25 protein-coding genes are annotated in these 22,370 nt (G+C 65.8%); 18 read left to right on the top strand and 7 right to left on the bottom strand.

Annotated features, from left to right (window positions below; all coding sequences use genetic code 11):
• Genes ACNJYB_RS25005 through ACNJYB_RS24995 form a run of 3 tightly spaced genes read left to right on the top strand, consistent with a single transcriptional unit; the run spans position 1 to position 2,629 of the window.
• Positions 1–324, top strand: a complete 324-nt coding sequence (locus tag ACNJYB_RS25005) for an XdhC family protein (RefSeq protein WP_008564652.1) — start codon at positions 1–3, stop codon at positions 322–324.
• Positions 325–326: 2 nt separating this feature from the next.
• Complete coding sequence (locus ACNJYB_RS25000; protein WP_439369079.1) at positions 327–1,028, top strand: XdhC family protein; 702 nt, start codon at positions 327–329, stop codon at positions 1,026–1,028.
• Positions 1,025–2,629, top strand: a complete 1,605-nt coding sequence (locus tag ACNJYB_RS24995) for an NTP transferase domain-containing protein (protein ID WP_439369078.1) — start codon at positions 1,025–1,027, stop codon at positions 2,627–2,629. Before ACNJYB_RS25000 ends, ACNJYB_RS24995 begins: the two co-directional genes overlap by 4 nt.
• A gap of 173 nt (positions 2,630–2,802) precedes the next feature.
• On the opposite strand, the gene ACNJYB_RS24990 is transcribed toward ACNJYB_RS24995, so the two are convergent.
• Positions 2,803–3,288 carry an avidin/streptavidin family protein gene (locus ACNJYB_RS24990; protein ID WP_439369077.1) on the bottom strand — a complete coding sequence of 162 codons (486 nt, stop codon included), beginning with the start codon at positions 3,286–3,288 and terminating at the stop codon, positions 2,803–2,805.
• A gap of 171 nt (positions 3,289–3,459) precedes the next feature.
• On the opposite strand from ACNJYB_RS24990, the gene ACNJYB_RS24985 reads away from it, so the two are divergent.
• The gene (locus ACNJYB_RS24985) at positions 3,460–3,849 is read left to right on the top strand and encodes a DUF4189 domain-containing protein (RefSeq protein ID WP_439369076.1); all 390 of its coding nucleotides are present in this window, start codon (positions 3,460–3,462) and stop codon (positions 3,847–3,849) included.
• Positions 3,850–3,916: 67 nt separating this feature from the next.
• Entirely contained in the window at positions 3,917–4,327 is a 411-nt protein-coding gene (locus tag ACNJYB_RS24980; RefSeq protein ID WP_439369075.1) for a DUF2000 family protein, read from the top strand.
• Positions 4,328–4,514: 187 nt separating this feature from the next.
• Here ACNJYB_RS24980 and ACNJYB_RS24975 read toward each other — a convergent pair whose 3' ends face one another.
• The 3 genes from ACNJYB_RS24975 to ACNJYB_RS24965 are packed head-to-tail and all read right to left on the bottom strand — an operon-like array spanning position 4,515 to position 5,731.
• Positions 4,515–4,928: a GFA family protein gene (locus tag ACNJYB_RS24975; protein ID WP_439369073.1), complete on the bottom strand. Its 414-nt coding sequence runs from the start codon at positions 4,926–4,928 to the stop codon at positions 4,515–4,517.
• A 12-nt stretch (positions 4,929–4,940) separates the two neighbouring features.
• Positions 4,941–5,399, bottom strand: coding sequence for an SRPBCC family protein (locus ACNJYB_RS24970; protein WP_439369071.1), 459 nt, complete (start codon positions 5,397–5,399; stop codon positions 4,941–4,943).
• Positions 5,396–5,731 carry an ArsR/SmtB family transcription factor gene (locus ACNJYB_RS24965; RefSeq protein ID WP_439369070.1) on the bottom strand — a complete coding sequence of 112 codons (336 nt, stop codon included), beginning with the start codon at positions 5,729–5,731 and terminating at the stop codon, positions 5,396–5,398. The genes ACNJYB_RS24970 and ACNJYB_RS24965 overlap by 4 nt, the downstream gene beginning before the upstream one ends.
• 101 nt (positions 5,732–5,832) lie before the next feature.
• Here ACNJYB_RS24965 and ACNJYB_RS24960 point away from each other — a divergent pair, with 101 nt between their 5' ends.
• The 9 genes from ACNJYB_RS24960 (at position 5,833) to ACNJYB_RS24920 (ending at position 15,217) form a co-directional block, all read left to right on the top strand.
• Positions 5,833–6,528: a TetR/AcrR family transcriptional regulator gene (locus tag ACNJYB_RS24960; protein WP_439369069.1), complete on the top strand. Its 696-nt coding sequence runs from the start codon at positions 5,833–5,835 to the stop codon at positions 6,526–6,528.
• Positions 6,525–7,457 carry an HlyD family secretion protein gene (locus ACNJYB_RS24955; RefSeq protein ID WP_439369068.1) on the top strand — a complete coding sequence of 311 codons (933 nt, stop codon included), beginning with the start codon at positions 6,525–6,527 and terminating at the stop codon, positions 7,455–7,457. The genes ACNJYB_RS24960 and ACNJYB_RS24955 overlap by 4 nt, the downstream gene beginning before the upstream one ends.
• Positions 7,454–8,386: an ABC transporter ATP-binding protein gene (locus tag ACNJYB_RS24950; protein WP_439369067.1), complete on the top strand. Its 933-nt coding sequence runs from the start codon at positions 7,454–7,456 to the stop codon at positions 8,384–8,386. The genes ACNJYB_RS24955 and ACNJYB_RS24950 overlap by 4 nt, the downstream gene beginning before the upstream one ends.
• Positions 8,383–9,546, top strand: coding sequence for an ABC transporter permease (locus ACNJYB_RS24945; protein WP_439369066.1), 1,164 nt, complete (start codon positions 8,383–8,385; stop codon positions 9,544–9,546). The genes ACNJYB_RS24950 and ACNJYB_RS24945 overlap by 4 nt, the downstream gene beginning before the upstream one ends.
• Positions 9,547–9,675: 129 nt before the next feature.
• A complete protein-coding gene (locus ACNJYB_RS24940) occupies positions 9,676–10,983 on the top strand; it encodes an adenylate/guanylate cyclase domain-containing protein (protein WP_439375641.1) in 1,308 nt (435 codons plus the stop codon).
• Between the two features lie 258 nt (positions 10,984–11,241).
• Positions 11,242–11,973, top strand: coding sequence for a GntR family transcriptional regulator (locus ACNJYB_RS24935; protein ID WP_439375640.1), 732 nt, complete (start codon positions 11,242–11,244; stop codon positions 11,971–11,973).
• Between the two features lie 49 nt (positions 11,974–12,022).
• Positions 12,023–13,264 (top strand): MFS transporter, encoded by a 1,242-nt coding sequence (locus ACNJYB_RS24930; protein ID WP_439369065.1) that lies wholly within the window; start codon positions 12,023–12,025, stop codon positions 13,262–13,264.
• Positions 13,265–13,286: 22 nt separating this feature from the next.
• The gene (locus tag ACNJYB_RS24925) at positions 13,287–14,180 is read left to right on the top strand and encodes an amidohydrolase family protein (RefSeq protein ID WP_439369064.1); all 894 of its coding nucleotides are present in this window, start codon (positions 13,287–13,289) and stop codon (positions 14,178–14,180) included.
• Between the two features lie 122 nt (positions 14,181–14,302).
• Positions 14,303–15,217: a PhzF family phenazine biosynthesis protein gene (locus tag ACNJYB_RS24920; RefSeq protein ID WP_439369062.1), complete on the top strand. Its 915-nt coding sequence runs from the start codon at positions 14,303–14,305 to the stop codon at positions 15,215–15,217.
• Between the two features lie 195 nt (positions 15,218–15,412).
• Here ACNJYB_RS24920 and ACNJYB_RS24915 read toward each other — a convergent pair whose 3' ends face one another.
• Entirely contained in the window at positions 15,413–15,874 is a 462-nt protein-coding gene (locus ACNJYB_RS24915; RefSeq protein WP_439369061.1) for a DUF488 domain-containing protein, read from the bottom strand.
• Positions 15,875–15,883: 9 nt separating this feature from the next.
• Positions 15,884–16,720 carry a DUF72 domain-containing protein gene (locus ACNJYB_RS24910; protein ID WP_439369059.1) on the bottom strand — a complete coding sequence of 279 codons (837 nt, stop codon included), beginning with the start codon at positions 16,718–16,720 and terminating at the stop codon, positions 15,884–15,886.
• A gap of 104 nt (positions 16,721–16,824) precedes the next feature.
• Here ACNJYB_RS24910 and ACNJYB_RS24905 point away from each other — a divergent pair, with 104 nt between their 5' ends.
• The 4 genes from ACNJYB_RS24905 to ACNJYB_RS24890 all read left to right on the top strand — a co-directional run bounded on the left by ACNJYB_RS24905 (position 16,825) and on the right by ACNJYB_RS24890 (position 20,386).
• Positions 16,825–17,205, top strand: a complete 381-nt coding sequence (locus ACNJYB_RS24905; protein ID WP_439369058.1) for a hypothetical protein — start codon at positions 16,825–16,827, stop codon at positions 17,203–17,205.
• 89 nt (positions 17,206–17,294) lie between these two features.
• Positions 17,295–17,498, top strand: a complete 204-nt coding sequence (locus tag ACNJYB_RS24900; RefSeq protein WP_439369057.1) for a hypothetical protein — start codon at positions 17,295–17,297, stop codon at positions 17,496–17,498.
• Between the two features lie 245 nt (positions 17,499–17,743).
• Positions 17,744–18,877 carry a glycosyltransferase family 2 protein gene (locus ACNJYB_RS24895; protein WP_439369055.1) on the top strand — a complete coding sequence of 378 codons (1,134 nt, stop codon included), beginning with the start codon at positions 17,744–17,746 and terminating at the stop codon, positions 18,875–18,877.
• 6 nt (positions 18,878–18,883) lie between these two features.
• On the top strand, positions 18,884–20,386 hold the full coding sequence (locus ACNJYB_RS24890) for a glycosyltransferase family 39 protein (protein WP_439369053.1): 1,503 nt from the start codon (positions 18,884–18,886) through the stop codon (positions 20,384–20,386).
• A gap of 59 nt (positions 20,387–20,445) precedes the next feature.
• On the opposite strand, the gene ACNJYB_RS24885 is transcribed toward ACNJYB_RS24890, so the two are convergent.
• Complete coding sequence (locus tag ACNJYB_RS24885; protein WP_439369051.1) at positions 20,446–22,332, bottom strand: CHASE2 domain-containing protein; 1,887 nt, start codon at positions 22,330–22,332, stop codon at positions 20,446–20,448.
• Positions 22,333–22,370 lie beyond the last annotated feature (38 nt).

Raw genomic sequence — 22,370 nt, 5'->3', positions numbered from 1 at the left:
ATGCTCGATCGCGACGAGGACATCCTGAAGGCGGCGGAGGACTGGCAGAAGGCCGGCCGTGGCGTCGCGCTCGCCACCGTGGTCGAGACCTGGGGCTCGGCGCCGCGCCCGGCCGGCTCGAGCCTCGTCATCAACGACGAGGGGACCTTCCTGGGCTCCGTTTCCGGAGGCTGCGTCGAGGGCGCCGTGGTCACCGAGGCCATGGACGTGATCGAGAGCGGCAAGCCCAAGATGCTGGAATTCGGCGTCGCCGACGAGACCGCCTGGAATGTCGGGCTGTCCTGCGGCGGCACCATCCGCGTCTTCGTCGAGAAGGTCGGCTAGCCGTGAAGCTCGCGATCCTGCACGAACTCAATGCCGAGCGTGCCGCGCGTCGGCCAGTGATCCTTGTTACCGACACCGAGAGTGGCGAGCAGCGCCTGGTGAAGGCCGCGGACTTTCCCAAGGACCCGCTGCGCGCCGAGCTGGAAAAGCAGCTTCGCATGGGCAAGAGCGCCAATGTCGAGGCCGGCGGCAAGAAACTCTTCCTCAATGTCTACGCGCCGACCGCAAAGCTCGTCATCATCGGCGCGGTCCATATCAGCCAGGCCCTGGCGCCGCTGGCGCGCTCGCTCGGCTACGACGTCACCGTCGTCGATCCCCGCACGGCGTTTGCGAGCCCCGAGCGCTTCCCCGACATTCCGCTTGTTGCCGAATGGCCTGATACCGCGCTGCCGCCGCTCAACGTCGATGCCTATACGGCGTTCGTCGCAGTGACACACGATCCCAAGATCGATGATCCAGCGCTGCTGCATGCCTTCGAGCGCAACTGCTTCTACATCGGCGCGCTCGGCTCGCGGAAGACGCACGCCAAGCGCGCTGACCGGCTGCGGGCGCAGGGCGCCAAAGAGAACGACATCGCGCGCATCCACGCGCCGATTGGGCTGGCAATCGGCGCGGTCTCACCGTCCGAGATCGCGGTGGCGATCATGGCCGAGATCACCGCGGTGCTCCGCCTCCCACCCAAAGAAAAAGAAGAAGCGGCATGAAGTTCGGCCCGGCGAGCCCCAGGGATGCAATCGGCGGGGTGACCGTCCACACCCTGCGCCAGGGACCGCTGGTGTTGAAGAAAGGCACGACGATCGGCCCTGCCGAGGTCGAGCAGCTCACGCGCGCCGGGATCAAGGACATCGTCGTGGTGCGGATGGAAGAGGGCGACGTCTCCGAGGACGTCGCGGCCGCCAGCATCGCGCTTGCCGTCGGCGGGGAGGGCATCCATGTCGAGCGCGCCTTCACCGGCCGCGCCAACCTGTTCGCCGCGCAGCCGGGCGTGCTGGTGATCGATCGCGCCGCGGTCGATCGCATCAACAATATCGACGAGGCCATCACCTTTGCGACGCTCACCGCCTACAAGCCGGTGGTCGAGGGCGAGATGGTCGGCACCGTCAAGATCATTCCGTTCGGCGTCGAAGGAAGCTTGCGCGATGCCGCGGTGAAGGCGGCGGGCAAGGACGTCCTGAAGATCGCGCCTTACGTGATCAAGCGCGTCGGCGTGGTCTCGACGCTGCTGCCAGGGCTGTCGTCCAAGGTGATCGACAAGACGCTGCGCGTCACCGCCGAGCGCCTCGCGCCGGCCGGCGCCAGCATCATCGCCGAGCGGCGGGTCCAGCACGACGAGCGCGCGCTGTCGGCCGCGATCAAGGAATTGCTCGGCTTGGGAGCCGAGCTCGTCATCGTGTTCGGGGCCTCCGCGATCGCCGACCGCCGCGATGTCATCCCCGCGGCCGTCACCGGCATCGGCGGCGAGATCGAGCATTTCGGCATGCCGGTCGATCCCGGCAATCTCCTGCTGATCGCCCGCGCCGGCAATGTGCCGGTGCTGGGCGCGCCGGGCTGTGCGCGTTCGCCGGTCGAGAACGGGTTCGACTGGGTCCTGATGCGGCTGCTCGCCGGCATCAAGGTGACGCGCTCCGAGCTGATGGGCATGGGCGTCGGCGGCCTCTTGATGGAGATCGTGACGCGACCACAGCCGCGCGCCCAGCCGGAGACCGAGGGCAACAGCCAGGTCGCGGCCATCGTGCTCGCGGCCGGGCGTTCCACGCGCATGGGCGGACCGAACAAGCTGCTCGCCGAGCTCGACGGCAAGAAGCTGGTGCGGATCGCGGCCGAGCAGGCGCTCGCGTCGAAAGCATCCGAGGTGATCGTCGTCACCGGCCACCAGACCGAGCTGGTCGAGCAGGCGCTGCAAGGCCTCAAGTTGAAGTTCGTCAGGAATCCGGATTTCGCCGGCGGCATCGCGAGCTCGGTCAAGGCCGGCATCGCGGCCGTGCCCGAGACCTGCGATGGCGCCCTGGTTTGCCTCGGCGACATGCCGCTGATCGATGCCGGCCTGATCGATCGCCTGATCGACAGCTTTGCGCCGGACCGTGGCAATCTCATCGTCGTGCCCGTCAGCGAAGGCCGCCGCGGCAATCCCGTGCTGTGGTCGCGCCGCTTCTTCAAGGAGTTGATGACGCTGGACGGCGACGTCGGCGCGCGGCATCTGATCGCCAAGCACACCGAGGCCGTCGCCGAAGTGCCGGTGGATGGTGAGAGCGCCTTCCTCGACATCGACACGCCGCAGGCATTGGAAGCGGCGAGACGGGGATGACTGTGCCGTGATGCCGTGGGGTGGGTTAGCCTTGCGGCTGCGCGAAGCGCACGCGCTGGGCATAACCCACCATATTTCCGCGTTTGCCGAACGAAGGTGGTCGATTACGCCGTGCGGACTGCGCTTCGCGCAGCCGCGAGCTGATCCACCCTGCTCACCACCTTCGCCGCTCGCTACTTCTTCGTGTTCGACAGCTTCTCGCTGGCGGCCTTCAGCTCGACGCCACTCCCCGTCAGCAGGGCCTTGTCGCCGCTCGAGAACGTGAAGGTGTCGGCGCCCGCGCTGATGCCGTTCCATGCGACGGCCTCGGCGAGCGACAGATACCACAGTCCCTGGAATCCAGATGAGTTATTGAGCTGTCCGGTCCAGACGGTGGTCGAGCCGCAGCCGAGGAAATTCACCGAGAAGCTGATCGCGGTGCCGTTGTTGCCGGAGGCCAGCCAGCCCGTTACGCCCTGCGGCTTGCCCTCATCGCAACTGCTTGCCGCGTTGTTGGTGTAGGTCCCAGCGATCGCGCCCGTGCTCTGGTTGAAGCTGGTGATGGCCAGCGTCGAGCCGTACTGATTGGTCCAGGTCCAGTTCACCGACTGCGCATGCGCCGATCCGATCAGGCACGTCGATGCGATTATTCCAAAGAGCATTCCATTGATTCGATGCATGGCGGTTTCCTCCGGCCGTTTGCCTGGCGCTTCCAGCTGCAACCACCTTAAATAATGCGGTTTGGTAACACAACTAAAAGGTGCATCCAAGCTTTCAACCAGCCATTCACCATCTGGAAACGACCGCCGCTTAGAGTTGCCGCCACCTGCCTTGGGGGTGAGGGGTTTTCCATGGCTTCGAATGTCGTCGCGCGCCGTTGCGCGATGTTTTTCTTTGCGCTGTCGGTCTGTGTTGCCGGTGCCCGCCACATCACGAATGCGCATGCCGCCGGTGCCTTTGCTGTCGGCAAGTGCGGTGCCTATGGCCAGGCTTTTGACTACGGCGCGGAGCACGAAGCTCGCGCCGCGGCGCAGAAGCAGTGCAAGGGCGACTGCACGACCGTGACGATGAAGCGTGCCTGCGCGGCGATGTCGGTTGATCTCGCCAATCCCTGCGGTGCCTATGGTTATGCGGTGAAGCCGAAGATCTCTGCTTCGCTCAATGCCGCCACGCGCGAATGCTACAAATATGGCGGCAAGGAATGCGTGATCCGCGCCTGGGCCTGCGACGCCAAGGGCTGATTTCTCTTGCTGTCGTTCCGGGGCGATGCGTAGCATCAAGCTTCGAGAATGACAGTTGAGGAACGATATGCAGTTCGACACCAAGATCGCCGTCGTGATCCGCACCGATCTTCAGGCCTGGCAGAAGCTCAACGTTGCGTCCTTTCTCACCAGCGGCATCGCGGCTGCGTTTCCCGAATGTATCGGTGATCCCTATGAGGATGCTTCGGGCACGAAATATCTTTCACTGATCGGCCAGCCGATCCTGATCTACGGTGCCGATGGTCCTGCCTTGTCGCGCGCACTCGATCGTGCACTGACGCGTAACGTCAAGCCCGCCGTCTACACCGACGACATGTTCAAGACCACGCATGATGCCGCCAATCGCGAGGCGGTGAGGGCGGTCGCGCGTACCGATCTCAATCTCGCCGGCATCGCGTTGCGCGCCGAACGCAAGGTGATCGACAAGATCGTCGATGGCTTGAAGTTCCATAGCTGACCCGGCCGTCCAGCTATCCGTCGCGGCGCTGTCACCCGGCATCGAACGGCGGCTTCGCCGAATATGTCATCGCCTCGGCCGCCTTCCCGGCCAAGCTGCCGGCGAAGATCGATTCTCTGCGAGCGCGCCGGCCTCTCCCGCAAGCGGGAGAGGCGAAGCAAGCCCGCAGACGGGGTGCTATCGCTGCTCATCCCGGCGGCATGCCCTCGAATTTCGGCAAGTCCGGGTCGAACTGATCCCAGCCGTGCCCGCGCGCGGCGTAGGTCACGGCCTGCGGCTTGTAACGGGCGGGCTCGTCCAGGCTTGCGGCGCGGATGGTGAAGATGTCGGGCATGGCGGCGAAGGTCAGGTAGACCGGCAGGCCGCATTGCGGGCAGAAGCCGCGCGTCTTCACGTTGCCGCTGTCGCCGACCATGTCCCAGTGCTTCGCCTCGCCGCTCAGCGTGACGCCCGCGCGCGCGAAGGTCGCGTAAGAGCCGTGGCCGCTGCCGCTTTCCCGCTGGCAGTCCCGGCACTGGCAGTGATTGCTGAACAGCGGCTCACCGACGATCGAATAGCGGATCGCGCCGCAGGCGCAGCCGCCGGTATAGGGCTTGTCCATCGCAATAACTCCTTACTCGCCGCTGATCTCGTCGAGCTGGCGGACGACCTTCTTCCAGCCGCCGCTCATCACCGTGTAGGCCGACTCGTTCCTGGGCAGGACGAAGCCGGCATGAACCAGGCGGATCCGTGTGCCGGCTTCGACCGGGGTGAGGGACCAGGTCACGACGGTGTCGAGCGGCGCGCCGTAGCCGGTGTTGCGCTCATCGCCGCCCTTCCAGGCGTAGACGAGGCGGCGGTTCGGCACGACCTCGATGACCCGGCAATGGATGACGCCGTCCCAATTGCCGCCCGGTTTGGTCTGGAACGTGAAGGCGTTGCCTTCGACGGCTTCGAAGCCGGTCGGCTGCATCAGCCAGCGCGCGATCAGTTGCGCGCTGGTCAGCGCCTTCCAGATCGTCTCGGCCGTGTGAGGGAACACCTCGTCGATGACGATGTCTTTTGTTTCGGCTTGCAACGCGGCTGCACTCACGGATCGATCTCCTTCAAGAGGTCCCGCAGATTCTGGAAGCGCTCGCGCCAGAAGACGCCGTAATGATCCATCCAGGTCACCAGTGGCTCGAGTCCTTGCGGCGCGGCGCGGTAGTAGACGTTGCGGCCCTCGGCGCGCTCGGCGACGAGGCCGGCCTGCTTCAGCGACTTCAGGTGCTGCGAGACGGCTCCTTGGGTCACGCCGCTGCCGCGCGTCAGTTCGGCGACGCTGATCTCCTTGCTCTCGAATACACGCTCGAACACGGCGCGCCGCGTCGGATCGGCGAGCGCACGCATGACGGTGGTGACGGGGTTTGGGGTGGCTTCAAGCATGTAAATTAATTAGCGGTGGCTAATGCATTAGTCAATGCTAATTCATTCCTGGACTGCCTCACCGTCTTGACGATGACTGACCGGTCAGTCATAATCTTCAAATGAACAAGAAGCCGACTGAATCCGATCCGCCGTCTGCAACTCGCGCCAGCGCGAAGGGCTCGGCGCCTGCCGGCACCATGGAGGTACCCGCCTCGAACCGCGCCACGCGCGCGGCGGAGCGGCGTACGGCGATCGTGGAGGCTGCGATGGAGGAATTCATCGCCCGCGGCTTTGCCGCGACCAGGCTCGACGACATCGCCAAGCGCGCCGGCGTCGCCAAGGGCACGATCTACCTGCACTTCAAGGACAAGGAATCGATGTTCGAGGAGCTCGTGCGCATCGTCATCGTGCCTGTCGTGGCGCGGCTGACCACGCTGCCGCCTCCGGCGGGCTCGGTGCGCGACCTGATCGAGGCCTTCGCCGGCAATTTCCTGAAGGAAGTGATCGGCACGAGGCGCGGCGATTTGGTGCGCCTGATCGTGGCGGAGGGGCCACGTTTTCCAGCGGTCGCCGACTTCTATTACCGCGAGGTGGTCTCGCGCGGGATCGCCGCCATGCGCGCGCTGATCGAGCTCGGCATCGCCCGCGGCGAGATCCGCGAGAAGGACCTCGCGCGCTATCCGCAGATCCTGGTCGCGCCCGCGATGATCGCGGTGATCTGGCAGAGCCTTTTTGCGCGGCATGCGCCGCTCGACGCACAGGATTTGCTGCGCGTCCATCTTGATTTGATTTTTGGCGAACGGAGGACGACATGAGGTCGTCGCGAACCATCTCTCACCTCATCCTGAGGAGCGCGGAACGCGCGTCTCGAAGGATGCGGGCCCGGCTGTGGCTCCTCGCCCTTCGAGACGCCGCTTCGCGACTCCTCACGGTGAGGGATCGACAGAAGTATCTGACGCGGCTCTGCTCCATCGCAGTTCTCGTGCTCGCGACCGGCCTTGCTGCTTGCAAGGAGAAGCGTGAACCTGGCTTCCAGGGCTGGGTCGAGGCCGACATGATCTATGTCAGCCCCGATGAAGCGGGCCGGGTGACGAAGCTCAACGTGCGCGAGGGCGACGAGGTCAAGGTCGGCGATCAGCTCTATTCCGTCGACGACGACCTCCAGCTCGCCGATCTGAACCAGCAGAAGGCGACGCTGGCGAATGCGCAGCAGACCTACGACCGCGCGGCCTCGCTCAGCAAGACCGGGGCGGGCACGCAGGCAAATCTCGACTCGGCCGTCTCCGCCCTGCGTGTCGCGGAAGCGCGGGTGGCGACGTCGGAGACGCGGATGGCACGGCGCAAGGGTTTTGCGCCGGTCGCCGGCACCATCCAGCAGATCTATTTCCGCGAGGGCGAGATGGTCGCGGCGCAGCGGCCGGTGCTCTCGATCATGCCCCCCGGCAACATGAAGCTGCGCTTCTTCGTGCCGGAGACCGAGCTGCCGAAGCTTGCGATCGGCGACACGGTGCGGATCGCCTGCGACAATTGCGCCGCCGATCTCACGGCAAAGATCTACTTCATCGCCACCTCGGCGGAATACACCCCGCCTGTCATCTACAGCCTCGAGGAGCGCAACAAGCTGGTCTATCTGATCCAGGCGCGGCCCTCGCGTCCCGACGCTCTTCGCGTCGGGCAGCCGATCGACGTCTACCTCAACCCCAAGACTTCTGAAATCAAGACACCCGTGGCGGACAAGCGATGAACGGCGATAGCGGCATCGCGATCGACGTCAAGGGCCTGTCCAAGTCGTTCGGCGGCCGCGAGGTCGTGCACGATCTGTCGATGCAGGTGAAGCGCGGCTCGATCTACGGCTTCCTCGGGCCGAACGGCTCGGGCAAGACCACCACCATCCGCATCCTCTGCGGTCTGCTCACGCCCGACAGCGGCGAGGGCACCTGCCTCGGCTACGACATCCGGCGCGATGCCGAGAAGATCAAGCGCCAGGTCGGCTACATGACCCAGCGCTTCAGCCTGTACCAGGACCTGTCGGTGCGCGAGAATCTCGAATTCGTCGCACGGCTCTATGGCCTCGCTGACGCGCGCGGCGCGGCCCGGGACATGATCAGGCGGCTAGGGCTGTCGGGGCGCGAGGAGCAGCTTGCGGGCGAGCTCTCCGGCGGCTGGAAGCAGCGGCTGGCGCTCGGGGCCTGCACGCTGCCGAGCCCAAAGCTGCTGCTGCTGGACGAGCCGACGGCGGGCGTCGATCCCAAGGCGCGGCGCGATTTCTGGAACGAGATCCATGCGCTCGCGGCCGACGGCCTCACCGTCCTGGTCTCGACCCACTACATGGACGAAGCCGAGCGTTGTCACGAGATCGCCTATATCGCCTACGGCCATCTGCTCGCGCACGGCACGGTGGAGGAGGTGATCGCGAAGTCGGCGCTCACCACCTACACCGTCACCGGAGAGGATCTGAACGGGCTTCAGGCCGCGCTCACCGGAAAGCCGGGCGTGGACATGGTGGCGCCGTTCGGGACCTCGCTGCACGTCTCCGGCCGCGACGTCGCCGCGTTAGAGGCCAGCATCGCGCCCTGGCGCGACAAGAGCGGCCTGCACTGGCATAAATCATCGCCGTCGCTCGAAGACGTCTTCATCGAGCTGATGAGCCGCTCCAGGGACAATTTCCAATGAGCGCAGCCGATCAACCCGCCCCGACGCACGAAATCCGCGAGCACTTCGGCTTCTGGAGGCGCTCCTATGCGATGCTGATCAAGGAGTTCATCCAGCTCCGGCGCGACCGCGTCTCGTTCGCGATGATCGTGATGCTGCCGGTGATGCAGCTCCTGTTGTTCGGCTATGCCATCAACACCACGCCGCACAACCTGCCTAGCGCGGTGCTGCTGCAGGAGGATTCCGATCTCGCCCGCTCGATCCTGAAGGCGCTGGAGAACACCGCCTATTTCCGTTTCCTCTACGAGGTGCGCGACGTCGACGACTTCGACAATCTCTTGAAATCCGGCAAGGTGCTGTTCGGCGTCGAGATCCCGCGCGGCTTCGAGCGGGCGGTGCGGCGCGGCGACAAGCCGGCGCTGCTGGTCGCGGCCGACGCCACCGATCCGGTTGCGGCGAGCTCGGCGATCGGTTCGCTCGGTACGGTCGTGCAGACCGCGCTCAAGCACGATCTCTACATCGGCGATCCCCCGGAGATGCCGTTCGAGATCCGCGCGCATGCGCGTTACAATCCGGCCGCGTCGTCGAGCCTCAACATCGTGCCGGGCCTGGTCGGCACCATCCTCACCATGACCATGCTGATCTTCACCGCGCTCTCGGTGACGCGCGAGGTCGAGCGCGGCACCATGGAGAGCCTGTTATCGATGCCGATCAAGCCGGTCGAGGTGATGTTCGGCAAGATCATCCCTTACGTGCTGGTCGGCTTCGTCCAGGCCTTCCTGATCATCGGCATCGGCGTGTTCCTGTTCGGCGTGCCCGTGCTCGGCAATCTGTTCCTGCTGGCGCTGCTCTCGACGCTGTTCATCACCACCAATCTGTCGATCGGCTACACCATCTCGACATTGGTGCAGAACCAGCTCCAGGCGATGCAGATGTCGATGATGTTCTTCCTGCCGAGCATTCTGCTGTCCGGCTTCATGTTCCCGTTCGCAGGAATGCCGGCCTGGGCGCAATATGTCGGCGAGGCCTTGCCGCTGACGCATTATTTGCGCATCGTCCGCGCCATCATGCTGAAGGGCGCGAGCATGCAGAACCTGCGCTTCGACGCGCTGGCGCTGGCCGCCCTGATGCTGATCGCCATGACCATCGCCGTGACGCGCTTCCGCCGCACGCTGGATTGAGGCAAAATAGCCCTCGGGAGCCATTCCGGGGCACGCGTAGCGTGAGCTATGGTGCGCAATTGTGCACCTGAGAATCTCGAGATTCCGGGTTCGCGCCTGGGTCGCGCCCCGGAATGACCAGGGGGAATGATGGTCCGGTTTGCGAGCAGGAAGTCGCGTCAGCACGCCGTGCTATCGGAGGATTTCGAGCGCGAGCTGACGAGGGAAGTGCTGCGCACCGAGCTGTTGCGGGTGCGGACACTGATCATCACCGGCTGCGTCATGGTCATGTTCCTCACCTCGACCTACCTGATCGACCCTGCTCTCGTGAACCGGGTCTGGCGCGGGACGGAGGGCCTCGTCCGCGAATACGTCCTGCTGGGAGGCTTCATCCTCTTCGAAGCCTGGGTTCACGGCCAGATCAGGCGAAACCTGAGGCTCGATCGCGACCTCCCGGTGATCAGGCGCTATGTCGGCGCCTTCATCGAAACGTCGCTGCCGACCATCATTCTGATCCTGCAGATTCGCAGCATGGGTGCGGCCCAGGCGCTCGGCTTCGTGCTGCCGCTGGCCTATTTCATCTTCGTCATTCTTTCGACGCTGCGGCTCGATTTCTGGCTGTCGACCTTTACGGGATTTGTGGCTGGAGCCCAGCTCCTGGCTGTCGCGCTGTATTACAACTCGGTGAACGACGCCGGCGAGCCGCTGATCTACTTCCACGTTGTGCGCAGCACCGTGATCCTGGTCTGCGGCGTGCTCGCAGGCTCCGTCGGCGCGCAGCTCCGCCGCCAGTTCGCCGCGAGCATCGCAGCCGCCACCGCGCGCGACCGCGTGACGAACCTGTTCGGCCAGCACGTCTCACCACAGGTCGTGGAACGGCTGATGGCGGCGGGAACCAGCGCAAGCGGCGACGTTCGCCGCGTCGCCGTGATGTTCGTGGATTTCCGCGGCTTCACCGCCGGCGCGCAGTCGCGCACCCCGCAGGAGGTGGTCGACCGGCTCGACGGCGCCTTCGCGGTGCTGGTCGACATCCTCGATCGCCAGGGCGGCATCGTGAACAAATTCCTGGGCGACGGCTTTCTCGCGCTGTTCGGCGCGCCACTGGAGGCCTCCGACGCCGCGCACCGCGCGGTCGCCGCAGGCCGCGAGATGCTGACCGCCATGGACCACATCAACGCGGGGACGAGCTGGCCGCTGCGGATCGGCATCGGCATCCATTTCGGCGAGGTCGTCGCGGGCAATATCGGCTCGCCCCGGCGCAAGGAATATACGGTCATCGGTGACACCGTGAATTTTGCGTCGCGCCTGGAAGCCCTGAACAAGGAGTTCGGCTCGCAGCTCCTGATCTCCGCATCCGTGCGCGAAGCGCTGGGGAAGGACGGTGACGATGCCGTCGCGCTCGGCGAGGTCGAGGTGCGCGGCTACGAGCAGAAGGTGGCGGTGTTTCAGCTGGGCTAAGGCGCGTTCAGGCGCCGGTCGCGTTCCGTTGAAGGGACGTGAGCAAATATCGCGAGGCCTTGTTCCGCTCATGCACTCTGGAAGCCGAACCATCGGCTTTCCGTTTGTTCTACGGGGGAAACCAACACCCGATTGACCCTTGTCCGGGCCGCCTTGATTGCCGCCCCCCGACCTCGCGTTCTCCACGATCCAGTCTCGCGCACCGCGTTATCAAGGAGGCGCTTGACATCGGTCTCATCTAGTCATCTATATGACTATATGAATTCATCGCCCCTCGACGACCGCCTACCACGCTACCAGCGCCTGCGCGACGATCTCGCCGCGCGGATCAACCGCAATGAATGGCGGCCAGGCGAGCCGATCCCATCGGAGGCTGAGCTCGGTGCGCATTACGGTGTTGCCATCGGCACCGTGCGCAAGGCGATTGATCAGCTTGTCAGCGATAACGTGCTGGAACGGCAGCAGGGCCGCGGCACCTTCGTGCGCCGTGCGCGCTTCAATTCCTCGCTGTTCCGCTTCTTCCGCTTCCAGTCCGAAAGAGGCGAACGGCGCGTGCCGAAAAGCCGCATCCTCCGCCGCAAAAGCCTGCCGGCGACGTCGGCGGTGGCGTCCGCGCTGCGCATTCCCGTCGGCGAAGCCGTGATCAGCCTGTCGCGCCTGCGGCTGATCGACGATGTGCCGCTGCTCGCCGAGGAGATCTGGCTGCAGCAGTCGCGTTTCGCGCCGATCCTCGACATCGACACGGCCGATTTCGGCGACCTCCTCTATCCGCTCTACGAGGAGCGCTGCGGCGAGGTCGTGGTGTCGGCCGAGGAAATCCTGACCGTCGAGACCGCCAACGAGATGCAGGCCCGCCTGCTCAGGCTCGAGGCCGATGCGCCGCTGATCGTGATCGAGCGCCTCGCGCTCGACCTCGAGCGGCGGCCGATCGAATGGCGCAGGTCGCGCGGGCCGGCCGACCGCTTCCGCTATTACGCCGAGATCCGGTGAAGCGGCTCTTCAACGTCATCAAGCAATAACGAGTACAGGGTAGGAACACATGTCGAACTGGTACAGCGAAAGCTCGCCGCTGGAGCGGCGCACGTTCTGGGCTAGCTTTGGCGGCTGGGCGCTGGATGCGCTCGACGTCCAGATGTTCGGCCTCGCGATCCCCGCGCTGATCGCGGCGTTCGGCATCAGCAAGGCCGATGCGGGTCTGCTCGGCTCGATCACGCTGTTCTTCGGCGCGTTCGGCGGCTGGTTCGGCGGCGCGCTCGGTGACCGCTTCGGCCGCGTCAAGGCGCTGCAGATCACGGTGGCCACCTTTGCGCTCGCGACCTTCGCCTGCGCCTTCGCGATGACCTACACCCAGCTCCTGGTTCTGAAAGCGATCCAGGGCCTCGGCTTCGGCGCCGAATGGGCCTGCGGCGCGGTGCTGATGGCCGAGATCATCCGGCCCGAGCATCGCGGCAAGGCGCTCGGCTCGGTGCAGAGTGCCTGGGCCGTGGGCTGGGGCGCCGCCGTGCTGCTCTCGGCGCTGGTCTTCACCTATGCACCGGCCGACATCGCCTGGCGGCTCTTGTTCGCGCTCGGGCTATTGCCCGCGCTGCTCATCATCTTCATCCGCCGCGGATTGAAGGAGCCGCCGCGCGCGGTCGCAGCCGAGAAGACGCCGTTCTTCGCCACGCTCTCCGGCATCTTCCATCGTGACGTGCTGCGCTCGACCCTGATCGGCGGCCTGTTCGGCATCGGCGCCCATGGCGGCTATGCCGCGCTCACCACTTTCCTGCCGACCTATTTGCGCGAGGTGCGGCACCTGTCGGTGCTGGGCTCCAGCGGCTATCTCGCCGTCATCATCGTCGCCTTCTTCTGCGGCTGCGTGACAAGCGGCATCATCAGCGACCGCATCGGGCGTCGGGCCAACGTCGCCTTCTTCGCCACCGCCTGCATCATCACGGTGCTGGTCTACATCTTCGCGCCGCTGACCGATGGGCAGATGCTGGTGCTCGGCTTTCCGCTCGGCTTCTTCTCCGCCGGGATCCCGGCCAGCATGGCGGCGTTGTTCAGCGAGCTCTATCCAGCCGGCGTGCGCGGCACCGGCGTCGGCTTCTGCTACAATTTCGGCCGCATCGTCTCCGCCGCGTTTCCGTTCCTGGTCGGATTCCTCAGCGATCACATCGGGCTTGGACCTGCGATCGGCATCGATGCCGCCTTCGCCTATTCGCTCGTGCTGATCGCGGTGCTGCTGCTGCCCGAAACCCGCGGCAAGGTCTTTGAACAGACCGCGGCGACGCGCGCCTGACGACGGATGGGGAGCATCAACCATGACATTCGCACAGCGCGGCCTCACGCGCCGCCAGTTCGGCGCGGGTCTCGCGTCGCTCGTCACAGTGGCCGCGGCCACAGCCAGGAGTGAGGCGGCCTTGCCGACGATCGATACCCATGCCCATGTCTTCCACCGCGGTCTCAAGCTCGCACCCGGCCGGCGCTATGCGCCGGACTATGACGCGCCGCTGGCGCTCTACCTGGAGCAGCTCGACCGGAGCGGCATGAGCAATGGCGTGCTGGTGCAGCCGAGCTTTCTCGGCACCGACAATTCCTACCTGGTCGACTGCCTGAAACAGGCCAATGGCCGCCTGCGCGCCATCGCCGTGGTCGATCCCGCAGTGTCTGCGGAGGAGTTGCGCGCACTCGATCGTGCCGGCGTCGTCGGCATTCGGCTCAATCTCGTCGGGCAGCCCTTGCCGGACCTCGCGGCCGGCGAATGGAAGGCGCTGCTCGGGCAAGTGAAAGCGATGGGCTGGCAGGTCGAGATCCAGCGCAACGCGGCCGATCTCGCCGTGCTTGCGCCGCAACTGCTCGATCACGGCCTCACCATCGTGCTCGATCACTACACGTTGCCAGATCCGAAGCTCGGCGTAGCCGATCCCGGTTTCCAGTCGGTGCTGAAGCTGGGCGCGACGAAGAACGTCTGGGTCAAGATCTCGGCGCCCTATCGCAACGGCGCGGCCGGCGAGGAGTTTGCGAAGCAGGCCTATCCGCTGCTGCGCAACGCCTACGGCCTCGATCGCCTGTTGTGGGGCAGCGACTGGCCGCACACGCAGTTCGAGGCAACGCAGACTTACGCGAAGAACCGCGAATTTCTCGATGCGCTGATCGTCGACAACAGCGAGCGCGCGCAAGTGCTCGCCTCGCCCCGTCAGCTCTTTCGCTTCTAGAATCTCTTTCCGCCATTGCTCCGATTGCACTCAATTTTGGGGCATGACGAGCGATGTTTTCGACTTGTAGAGTGCTGCGCGATGCGGCCGGTCCTGGCCGCCATTTGCATGGGGAAGTGACGATGCAGCGCCGCTACATCACCGTCGACGTGTTCACCGACCGCGCCTTCGGCGGCAACCAGCTCGCCGTGGTGCTCGATGCCGGCGGCCTGTCGACCGCGCAGATGCAGGCGATCGCCACCGAGTTCAACTATTCCGAGACCACCTTCGTGCTGCCGCCGCGCGACAAGGCCAATGATGCCGAGGTGCGCATCTTCACGCCGGTGAGGGAGCTTCCCTTTGCCGGCCATCCCAATGTCGGGACCGCCTTCGTGCTGGCGAGTCTCGCCAGGGAGCCGAAGCCGTGCCTGCGGTTCGAGGAGAAGGCGCGGCTCGTGCCGGTCGACATTCGAAGAGAGCAGGGGAGGGTTGTCAGCACCGAGCTGACCGCGCCGCAGCCGCTGTCGCGACTGGCGGAAGTGTCCGCCGTCGATGTCGCGGCCTGCATCTCCCTGACGGCCGATGACATCAGGACCGATCGCCACGCCCCGCAGGCCGTCGGCGTCGGGACGCCGTTCCTGGTGGCGGAGCTGCATTCACGCGATGCGCTGGAGCGGGCGAGGCCCGATGCGGCCGCATTCGGCAGCGTGCTTCCGCGCGACGGTGCCTTCTCGGTCTGGTTTTACACGCGCGACGTGGTCGCGACGGAGGCGCCTTGCGACATCCAGGCGCGGATGTTCATGCGCGGCGCCAGCGGTTTCGCCGAGGATCCGGCCACCGGCAGCGCCACGGTCGCCGCCGCCGCACTGTTCGCCGATCTCGATCCCACCCGCGACGGCGAATTGAAGCTCACCATCGGCCAGGGCTTTGACATGGGCCGGCCGAGCATCCTCCTGACGCGCGTGCGCAAGCATGACGGCAAGATCGTCTCAGCTCATGTCGGCGGCAGCTGCGTGCAGATGATGGAGGGGACGTTTAGGTTGGCGGGGGAAGGATAGGCGCGCCTGTCCAAACTCGCACCACGTAAACCCGTCATCCTGAGGTGCGAGAGCGCGATGCAAAGCATCGCGCTGGGAGCCTCGAAGGATGAACTGCCGGGGTGCAGCCCCGGGCACGCCGTCCTCCTTCGAGGGCCGCTGAAGAAGCGGCCGCCTCGGGATGACGGCTACGGTGAAGGCCGGTGCCAACGACGCCTACGCCTGCCGCCCCGCCAGATTCTTCACCGTCACCCCGGCGCGCTCCTCGATGATTTCCGCGATCATCTGGCGGTGGCAGTGGGTGTGATCGCGCTCGTAGCAGAGCAGGCAGACGGGGCCGGCCTTCTTCACCAGCGCCGAGAGCTCGTCCATCTCTTCCTTCGCCTGCGGCGTCTTCAGGTGCTTTGAATAGATCTTCTCCAGCACGTCGTATTGCCCGCTGCGGGCGGCTAGCCGCCCCTCCTTGGGCGTGCCGAGCGCGGCGAGATGGACATAGGCGATGCCGCGTTCGTCGAGGCCTGCGGACAGCTGCTTCTTGGAAAAGCCCGGCCGGCGCGACGACGTCACCGCGCGCACGTCGACGACGAGCTTGACGCCGGCGTCTTCGAGCTCGTCCAGCACCGCCTTGGGCGGCGTCTGCTCATAGCCGATGGTGAACAGCTTCTTCGCCTTTGCCATGAAGCATCCTCAGCTCACCCGCGCGATCAGTTCCATGGCGCCGTGCGGCGCGCGCACCTTGCCCTCGTGGATGACATAGGCGAACACGTCGCGCGGTTCCTTCTTCGGCTTTGCCTTGTCAACCTTCGGCAGGTCGTCCGGTTCACCGCCCGAAGCCCAATCCTTGAAGCGCTCGGCCCAGGCATCGAGCTGCTTCGGCGGATAGCAGGTCTTGATGTCGTCGTTGCCCTTCTGCAGCCGCGCATAGACGAAATCGCCGGCAACGTCGGCCATGGCTGGATATTTGCCGTGCTCGGCGAACACCACGGGCGTCTCGAATTCGCGGATCAGCGCGACGAAGTCAGGCGTGCAGAAGCTGTCGTGGCGGACCTCGACCACATGGCGCAGCGCACGCCCGTCGAGCTTGCGGGGCAGCAGCTCCAAAAACTTGCCGAAATCGGCGCCGTCGAACTTCTTGGTCGGCGCGAACTGCCACAGCACGGGGCCGAGATGGTCGCCGAGTTCCAGCACGCCGGAATCATAAAACCGCTTGATGGAGTCGCCGGCCTCGGCCAGCACGCGGCGGTTGGTGGCGAAGCGCGGTCCCTTCACCGAGAACACGAAGCCATCGGGCACCTCGCTCGCCCATTTGCGAAAGCTCTCCGGCTTCTGCGAGCCGTAATAGGTGCCGTTGATCTCGATCGAGGTCAGCTTCGATGCCGCATAGGACAGCTCCTTCGCCTGCGTCAGCTTCTCCGGATAGAACACGCCGCGCCAGGGCTCGAAGGTCCAGCCGCCGACGCCGATGAAGATCTTGCCGGATTTTTTGGACACGGTTTTTGCTTTGGCCACGGAAGGATCTCGCATCGACGTGGAGGGGAGGTCGGCATCCTAGTCAAACCAGTTGTGATTGGCCAGTTGCCGCGTCCCGTCTAAGCTTGCGGAGATCATCTGCGCAGAAGGAGAACAAGATGCGGATGCTGAGGCTGGGAGCGGCGCTCATCATGATGACAACTGCTGCCATGACGTCTGCTGTGATGGCGGACGATGACGACGACAAGAACGCGCAGAAGCTCGCCCTGCAGGGTCGCGACGATTACTGGCATTGCCTGGCGCGGGAATATTCGCGCGATTCCAATCAGGGCCTGTCGGAGCAGGATTTCGGCCGCTCGGTCGCCGGCGCCTGTCCGTCGGAGCGGCAATACTACCGCGTCGCCTTGCTCGACTATCTCACCACACAATATCCGAACATCGATGCGGGCGCCCATCTTGCGACCGCGAACAGGGCGGTGGAGTCGGCGCAGAAGGACATCGTGACGGCCTTCGTCAAGCACAGGCCGCCGCAGAAATAGTACGATTGACCACTGTGGCCCCGTGGCCCTTCCGGCACCGCGCGCATCCGTGGTATCACTCGCCGCATCTGGAACAGGGACGGGCTTCCATGTCGTCTGAGTCGGTGGGTGGCATTCTGGGCGCGATCGTGGCGGCTGTCGTGCTCGCGGTCGCCGTCGTCTTCGGGCCGATTGGCCAGTACGGCAAGCCCCCCAAGCCGGCCAGGGTCGAGCCGGCCCCAGCTGCGGCGCCCGCAGCCCCCGCCGCGCCCGCGCCGCGAGGCCCGGTGATCCGGGAAGTGCCCAACCAATAAGGGCGCGAGAATCGGCCCTTTTGCCCCCTTGCGAAGCGCTTTTGTCGTTCCTATCTAGCCATCAACGGCGACGTTGAGAGAGATACTCCGGCGCTGGGACGACCTTGGAATAGCTTGGGCCTGCGCCGGATGTACGCGCGGTCTGCCGTTCCGGGGTCGTTGGCATTTTAGGGCCGCTTTTGGCCCGTTCCTCCTCAAAAACCCCGGCTTGGCAGCGCAGGACGCGGCGGATATACGCTGCCGTCATGAATGAAGCGATCAGACCGGGCTCCGACCATCCGCCGCAGGCTCAAGAAGGGCCGGAACTGTCGGTCATCGTCCCGACTTTCAACGAGCGCGACAATGTCACGGTGCTGTACCGGCGCCTTGAGGCGACACTCGTCAATATCGCCTGGGAAGTCGTGTTCGTCGACGACAATTCGCCCGACGGCACCTGGGACGTGGTGCGTGATCTGGCGCAGCGCGACAGCCGCGTGCGCTGCGTCCGCCGCATCGGCCGCCGCGGCCTGTCGGGCGCCTGCATCGAGGGCATCCTGGCCTCCAGCGCGCCGTATGTGGCCGTGATCGACGCCGACCTCCAGCACGACGAGACGCAGCTGCCGAAGATGCTGTTGCTGCTCGCCAGCGACCAGGCCGAGCTCGTGGTCGGCAGCCGCTACATCGAGGGCTACAAGAGCGAGGGCTTCAACAAGCAGCGCGCCGGCGCCAGCGCGCTGGCGACCGAGGTGGCAAAGAAGGTGCTGCGGGTCGAGATCGCCGATCCCATGAGCGGCTTCTTCATGATGCGCCGCGACCGTTTTGAGCAGCTCGCGCCAAAGCTGTCGGTGCACGGCTTCAAGATCCTGCTCGACGTCGTCGCGACCGCCCATGGCAGCTTGCGCACCGTCGAGATTCCCTACACCTTCGGCGCCCGCCAGCACGGCGAGAGCAAGCTGGATTCCATGGTCGCGCTTGATTTCCTCGGCCTCGTGCTGGCCAAGCTGACCAACGACATCGTCTCGCTGCGCTTCATCCTGTTCGCGATGGTCGGCGGCATCGGCCTTGTGGTGCATCTCACCACGCTGTTCATCGCACTCCAATTGTTCAAGGCCCCGTTCGCGGAGGCGCAGGCCGCCGGCGCCATGGTCGCCATGACCAGCAATTTCATCCTCAACAACTTCCTCACCTATCGCGACCAGCGGCTGAAGGGCTTTGCGCTGCTGCGCGGCCTGATCGCCTTCTACATCGTGTGCAGCGTCGGTCTGCTCGCCAATGTCGGCGTCGCCTTCTCGGTCTATGACCAGGAGCCGATCTGGTGGCTGGCCGGCCTGGCCGGCGCGCTGATGGGCGTGGTGTGGAACTACGCGATGTCCGGACTGTTCGTCTGGCGCAAGAAATAGCGCGAGATGGGCGGAGCTGACGCGCGGATCGTCCGCAACACCGCGCTGGCGATTCTCGCGCTGGTCGCCCTGCGGCTCGTCGCGGCCGCCTTCACGCCTGTTACCTTCGACGAAGCCTATTACTGGATGTGGTCGAAGAACCTGGCCGGTGGCTACTACGACCACCCGCCGATGGTCGCCTACGTCATCCGCGCCGGCACCATGATCGCCGGCGACACCGAGCTCGGCGTCCGCCTCGTCTCGATCCTGCTCGCGCTGCCGATGAGCTATGCGATCTACCGCTCGGCCGCGATCCTGTTCGGCGGCGCCCGTGTCGCAGCGACCAGCGCCATCCTGCTCAACGTGACGCTGCTGGCCTCGGTCGGCACGCTGATCGTGACCCCCGATGCGCCGCTGCTGGTCGCCTCCAGCTTCGTGCTGTTCTTCCTCGCAAAAGTGCTGGAGACCGGTCGCGGCGTCTGGTGGCTTGCGGTCGGCGCCGCGGTCGGCGCGGCGCTGCTGTCGAAATACACCGCGATGTTCTTTGGCGCCGCCATCCTGATCTGGCTCGCGTCCGTGCCGAAGCTCTGGCGGTGGTTTCTCTCGCCCTGGCCCTATCTCGGCGGACTCGTTGCGCTGGCGCTGTTCTCGCCGGTGATCCACTGGAACGCGGACCACCAATGGGTCTCGTTCGCAAAGCAGCTCGGCCGCGCCAGGATCGAGGACTTCCGTCCCGTCTTCATCGCCGAGCTGATCCCCACCCAGGTCGCGTTCGCGACCCCGCTGGTCTTCATTCTAGGGGCGATGGGCCTGCACGCGCTGACCTGGCACCGGGCCGGCGCGCTGGCCTCGCGCGTGCTGATCGAGGCGATGTTCTGGACCATCGTCGCCTATTTCGTCTGGCATTCGCTGCATGCCCGCGTCGAGGCCAACTGGTTCGCGCCGGTCTATCCGCCCTTCGTGATTGCGGCCGCGGCCGCCGCCAATCTCGTGCAATGGCCGCCGCGCCAGCGGCGCCTGGCGGACTTCTGCCTGCGCTGGGCCGCGCCCACCGGCATCGTGATGTTTGCGGCGCTGATCGTGCAGGCGAACACCGGCTGGCTGTCGGGCTATCGCCGCGACGCGACCGTGCGCAGTGTCGGCGTCGGCTGGCGCGAGCTCGCCGCGCAAATCGAAGCCGAGCGCGCGCGCAATGGTGCGACCTGTCTGCTCGCGCCGGATTACGGCACCACGGGCTGGCTCGCCTTCTATCTTCCGCGTGGCACCTGCGTGGTGCAGCAGAACCAGCGCATCCGCTGGGTCAACATGCCCGAGCCCGATCCCAGGCTGCTCGCCGGCAAGCTGCTCTATGTCGACGAGCTGCGCGCAGGCGGTCATCCCGCGCTCGACGAGCTCTTTGCGAAGGTGACGCAAATCGCGCAATTGCAGCGCAAGCGCGGCCCGCTCGTGGTCGAGACCTACGGTATCGATTTGCTGGAAGGCGCCAGGGGCGACGTGCTCGACCGCTCGCCGCCGCCGGAAGCGCGGTAGGCGGCCGCGCTGTCTCCGCCGGGACGACAGCGGAATGTTGGACGCATAGCGGCGGTTATTCAGTCGATCATCTCGGCTCCGGGGGCCGCCGCGCCCGGCTTGCTCTCGTCGCGCCAGAACCAGACCGCGACCGTACCGGAGCGGCCGCGGACCTGCGTGCGCAGCGGGCCTCTCAACGTGCTGTCGGGGTCGCCGAGGTAGTCGGCCGCATCCAGCAGCGTATCGCTCAGCGCGAGGCACGCGCCGTTCTGGGCCGCGACCTCCATCAGCCGGTTCGCGACGTTGACGGTGTCGCCGGTCGCGGTGATGTGCTGGTGGCTGCCGCCGAGCCGCGAGGCGACGATCGGGCCGCAATGCGCGCCGATCTTGAAGCCGAGCTGATCCCCGATTACGGGCGGCAGCGAAGCGATCCAGCGATCGACGCTGCGATGCAGCTCGATGGCGCATTTGAGCGCGCGCGCCGCATCATCAGGCATCGCGCCGGGCAGGCCGAACAGGATCATGGCGCCGTCGCCGAGGAAGCTGGTGACGATGCCGCCGCACGCGGTCGCAGCCGTGTCGATCCGCGCGTGAAACGCATTCAGGATGTCCCGCAACGCATCGGAATCGGTCCGCTCGCTGAGCGCGGTGAAGCCCGAGAGATCGATGAAGACGACGGCCGCATCCTGCCGCACCGGCTTCGCCAGGAAATCGGGATCCCGCGCCAGCCATTCCTGCACCGCCGGCGCCTGGAACTGCGCCAGCGACCTGCTCTTGGCAGTGAGATATTGCGCCTTGCGGCCGCCGGCCCAGAGCTGCACGCCGGCAAAGACCGCAACCGGCGGCACTGTCGCCGCGAGCGTGGTCGCAGCGTTGAGCCACAGGCCGTGCGTGAAAGCGAACAGGTTGAGCCCGGCCCAGGCGATCATCACGACGGCGGCCGCGACGAGCCCGAGCGCGCTGCGCCGCCAGGCGAGCAGGCCGACCAGCAGCACCGGCAGCAGGATCGCGGTCAGCGCGTCGGCGATATGAACCTTGTGGTCGCGCACGATGCCGTCGCCGGCGACGAGATGCGTGATGGCAGTGGAGATCACTTCGACGCCGGGCATGAGGGAATCGAACGGCGTCGGATAGAAGTCACCGCCGCCGGCGACCGAGGCACCGATCACCACGATCCGGTTCTCGATCGCCGCGCGGTTGAGCGTGCCGTCGAAGATGCTCTGTGCGCTCACGGTGCGGATGGTGCGGCGCGGACCGTAATAGGTGATCGGCAGCGCGAAGTCGCTGTCGGTCGGCACCGCGCGATCGCCCAGCATCAAGCGATCCGGCGCGATCGTCAGCGGCTTGTCGAGCGCGCGGGTCGCCACGCGCAAGGGGAATGAGAGCTCGACCTTGTCGTTCGTCCGGAACAGCATTGGCACCGAAAGCGGCGAGCCCGATTGCCCGGTCGCGACGTTGACGACGCCGACCTCGGCGTGGTCGGCAAACGCCGGCAACGGCAGCAGGAAGCGCTCGGCCTGCGGCAGCACGGCGAGGGGGCCCCGGCTGCCGGACTCCACGGTCTCGCTGGCGCTCGGGAAGATCGCCGCGGCGGCAAGCACCATGGGACCGGTGGCGAGCGTATTGGCGAGCGTGGCATCGCCGATCGCGGCGCTGGGGTCGACCAGCAGGAGGTCGATGGCGACGACCTTGGGCTTGAACTGCACGATGCTGTCGACGACACGGGCGAGATCGGCGCGCGGTAGCGGATAGCTGCCGCCGCGCTTCACCACGGTGTCGTCGATTGCGACAATGGTGACGAGATCTGGCGGCGCCTGCACGCCGCGGACCTGCGTCCGCCAATCCGTCAGCGTCGCCTCGAGGCGATCGAGAAAGCGCAGATGACCGTTGGCGTGAGCCGCATAGATGCCGGCGCCCCACAGCGCGGTGAGGACAAGAGCCACCAGAATCTGAACGCGTCTCGTCATGACGTCATGCAATCTTCTTTGTCGCCCGGGCCTTGCTG

Origin of the sequence: Bradyrhizobium sp. SMVTL-02 (assembly GCF_051853005.1) — a bacterium.
Lineage (GTDB): Bacteria > Pseudomonadota > Alphaproteobacteria > Rhizobiales > Xanthobacteraceae > Bradyrhizobium.
This window is presented reverse-complemented; position numbering and strand designations above follow the sequence as displayed.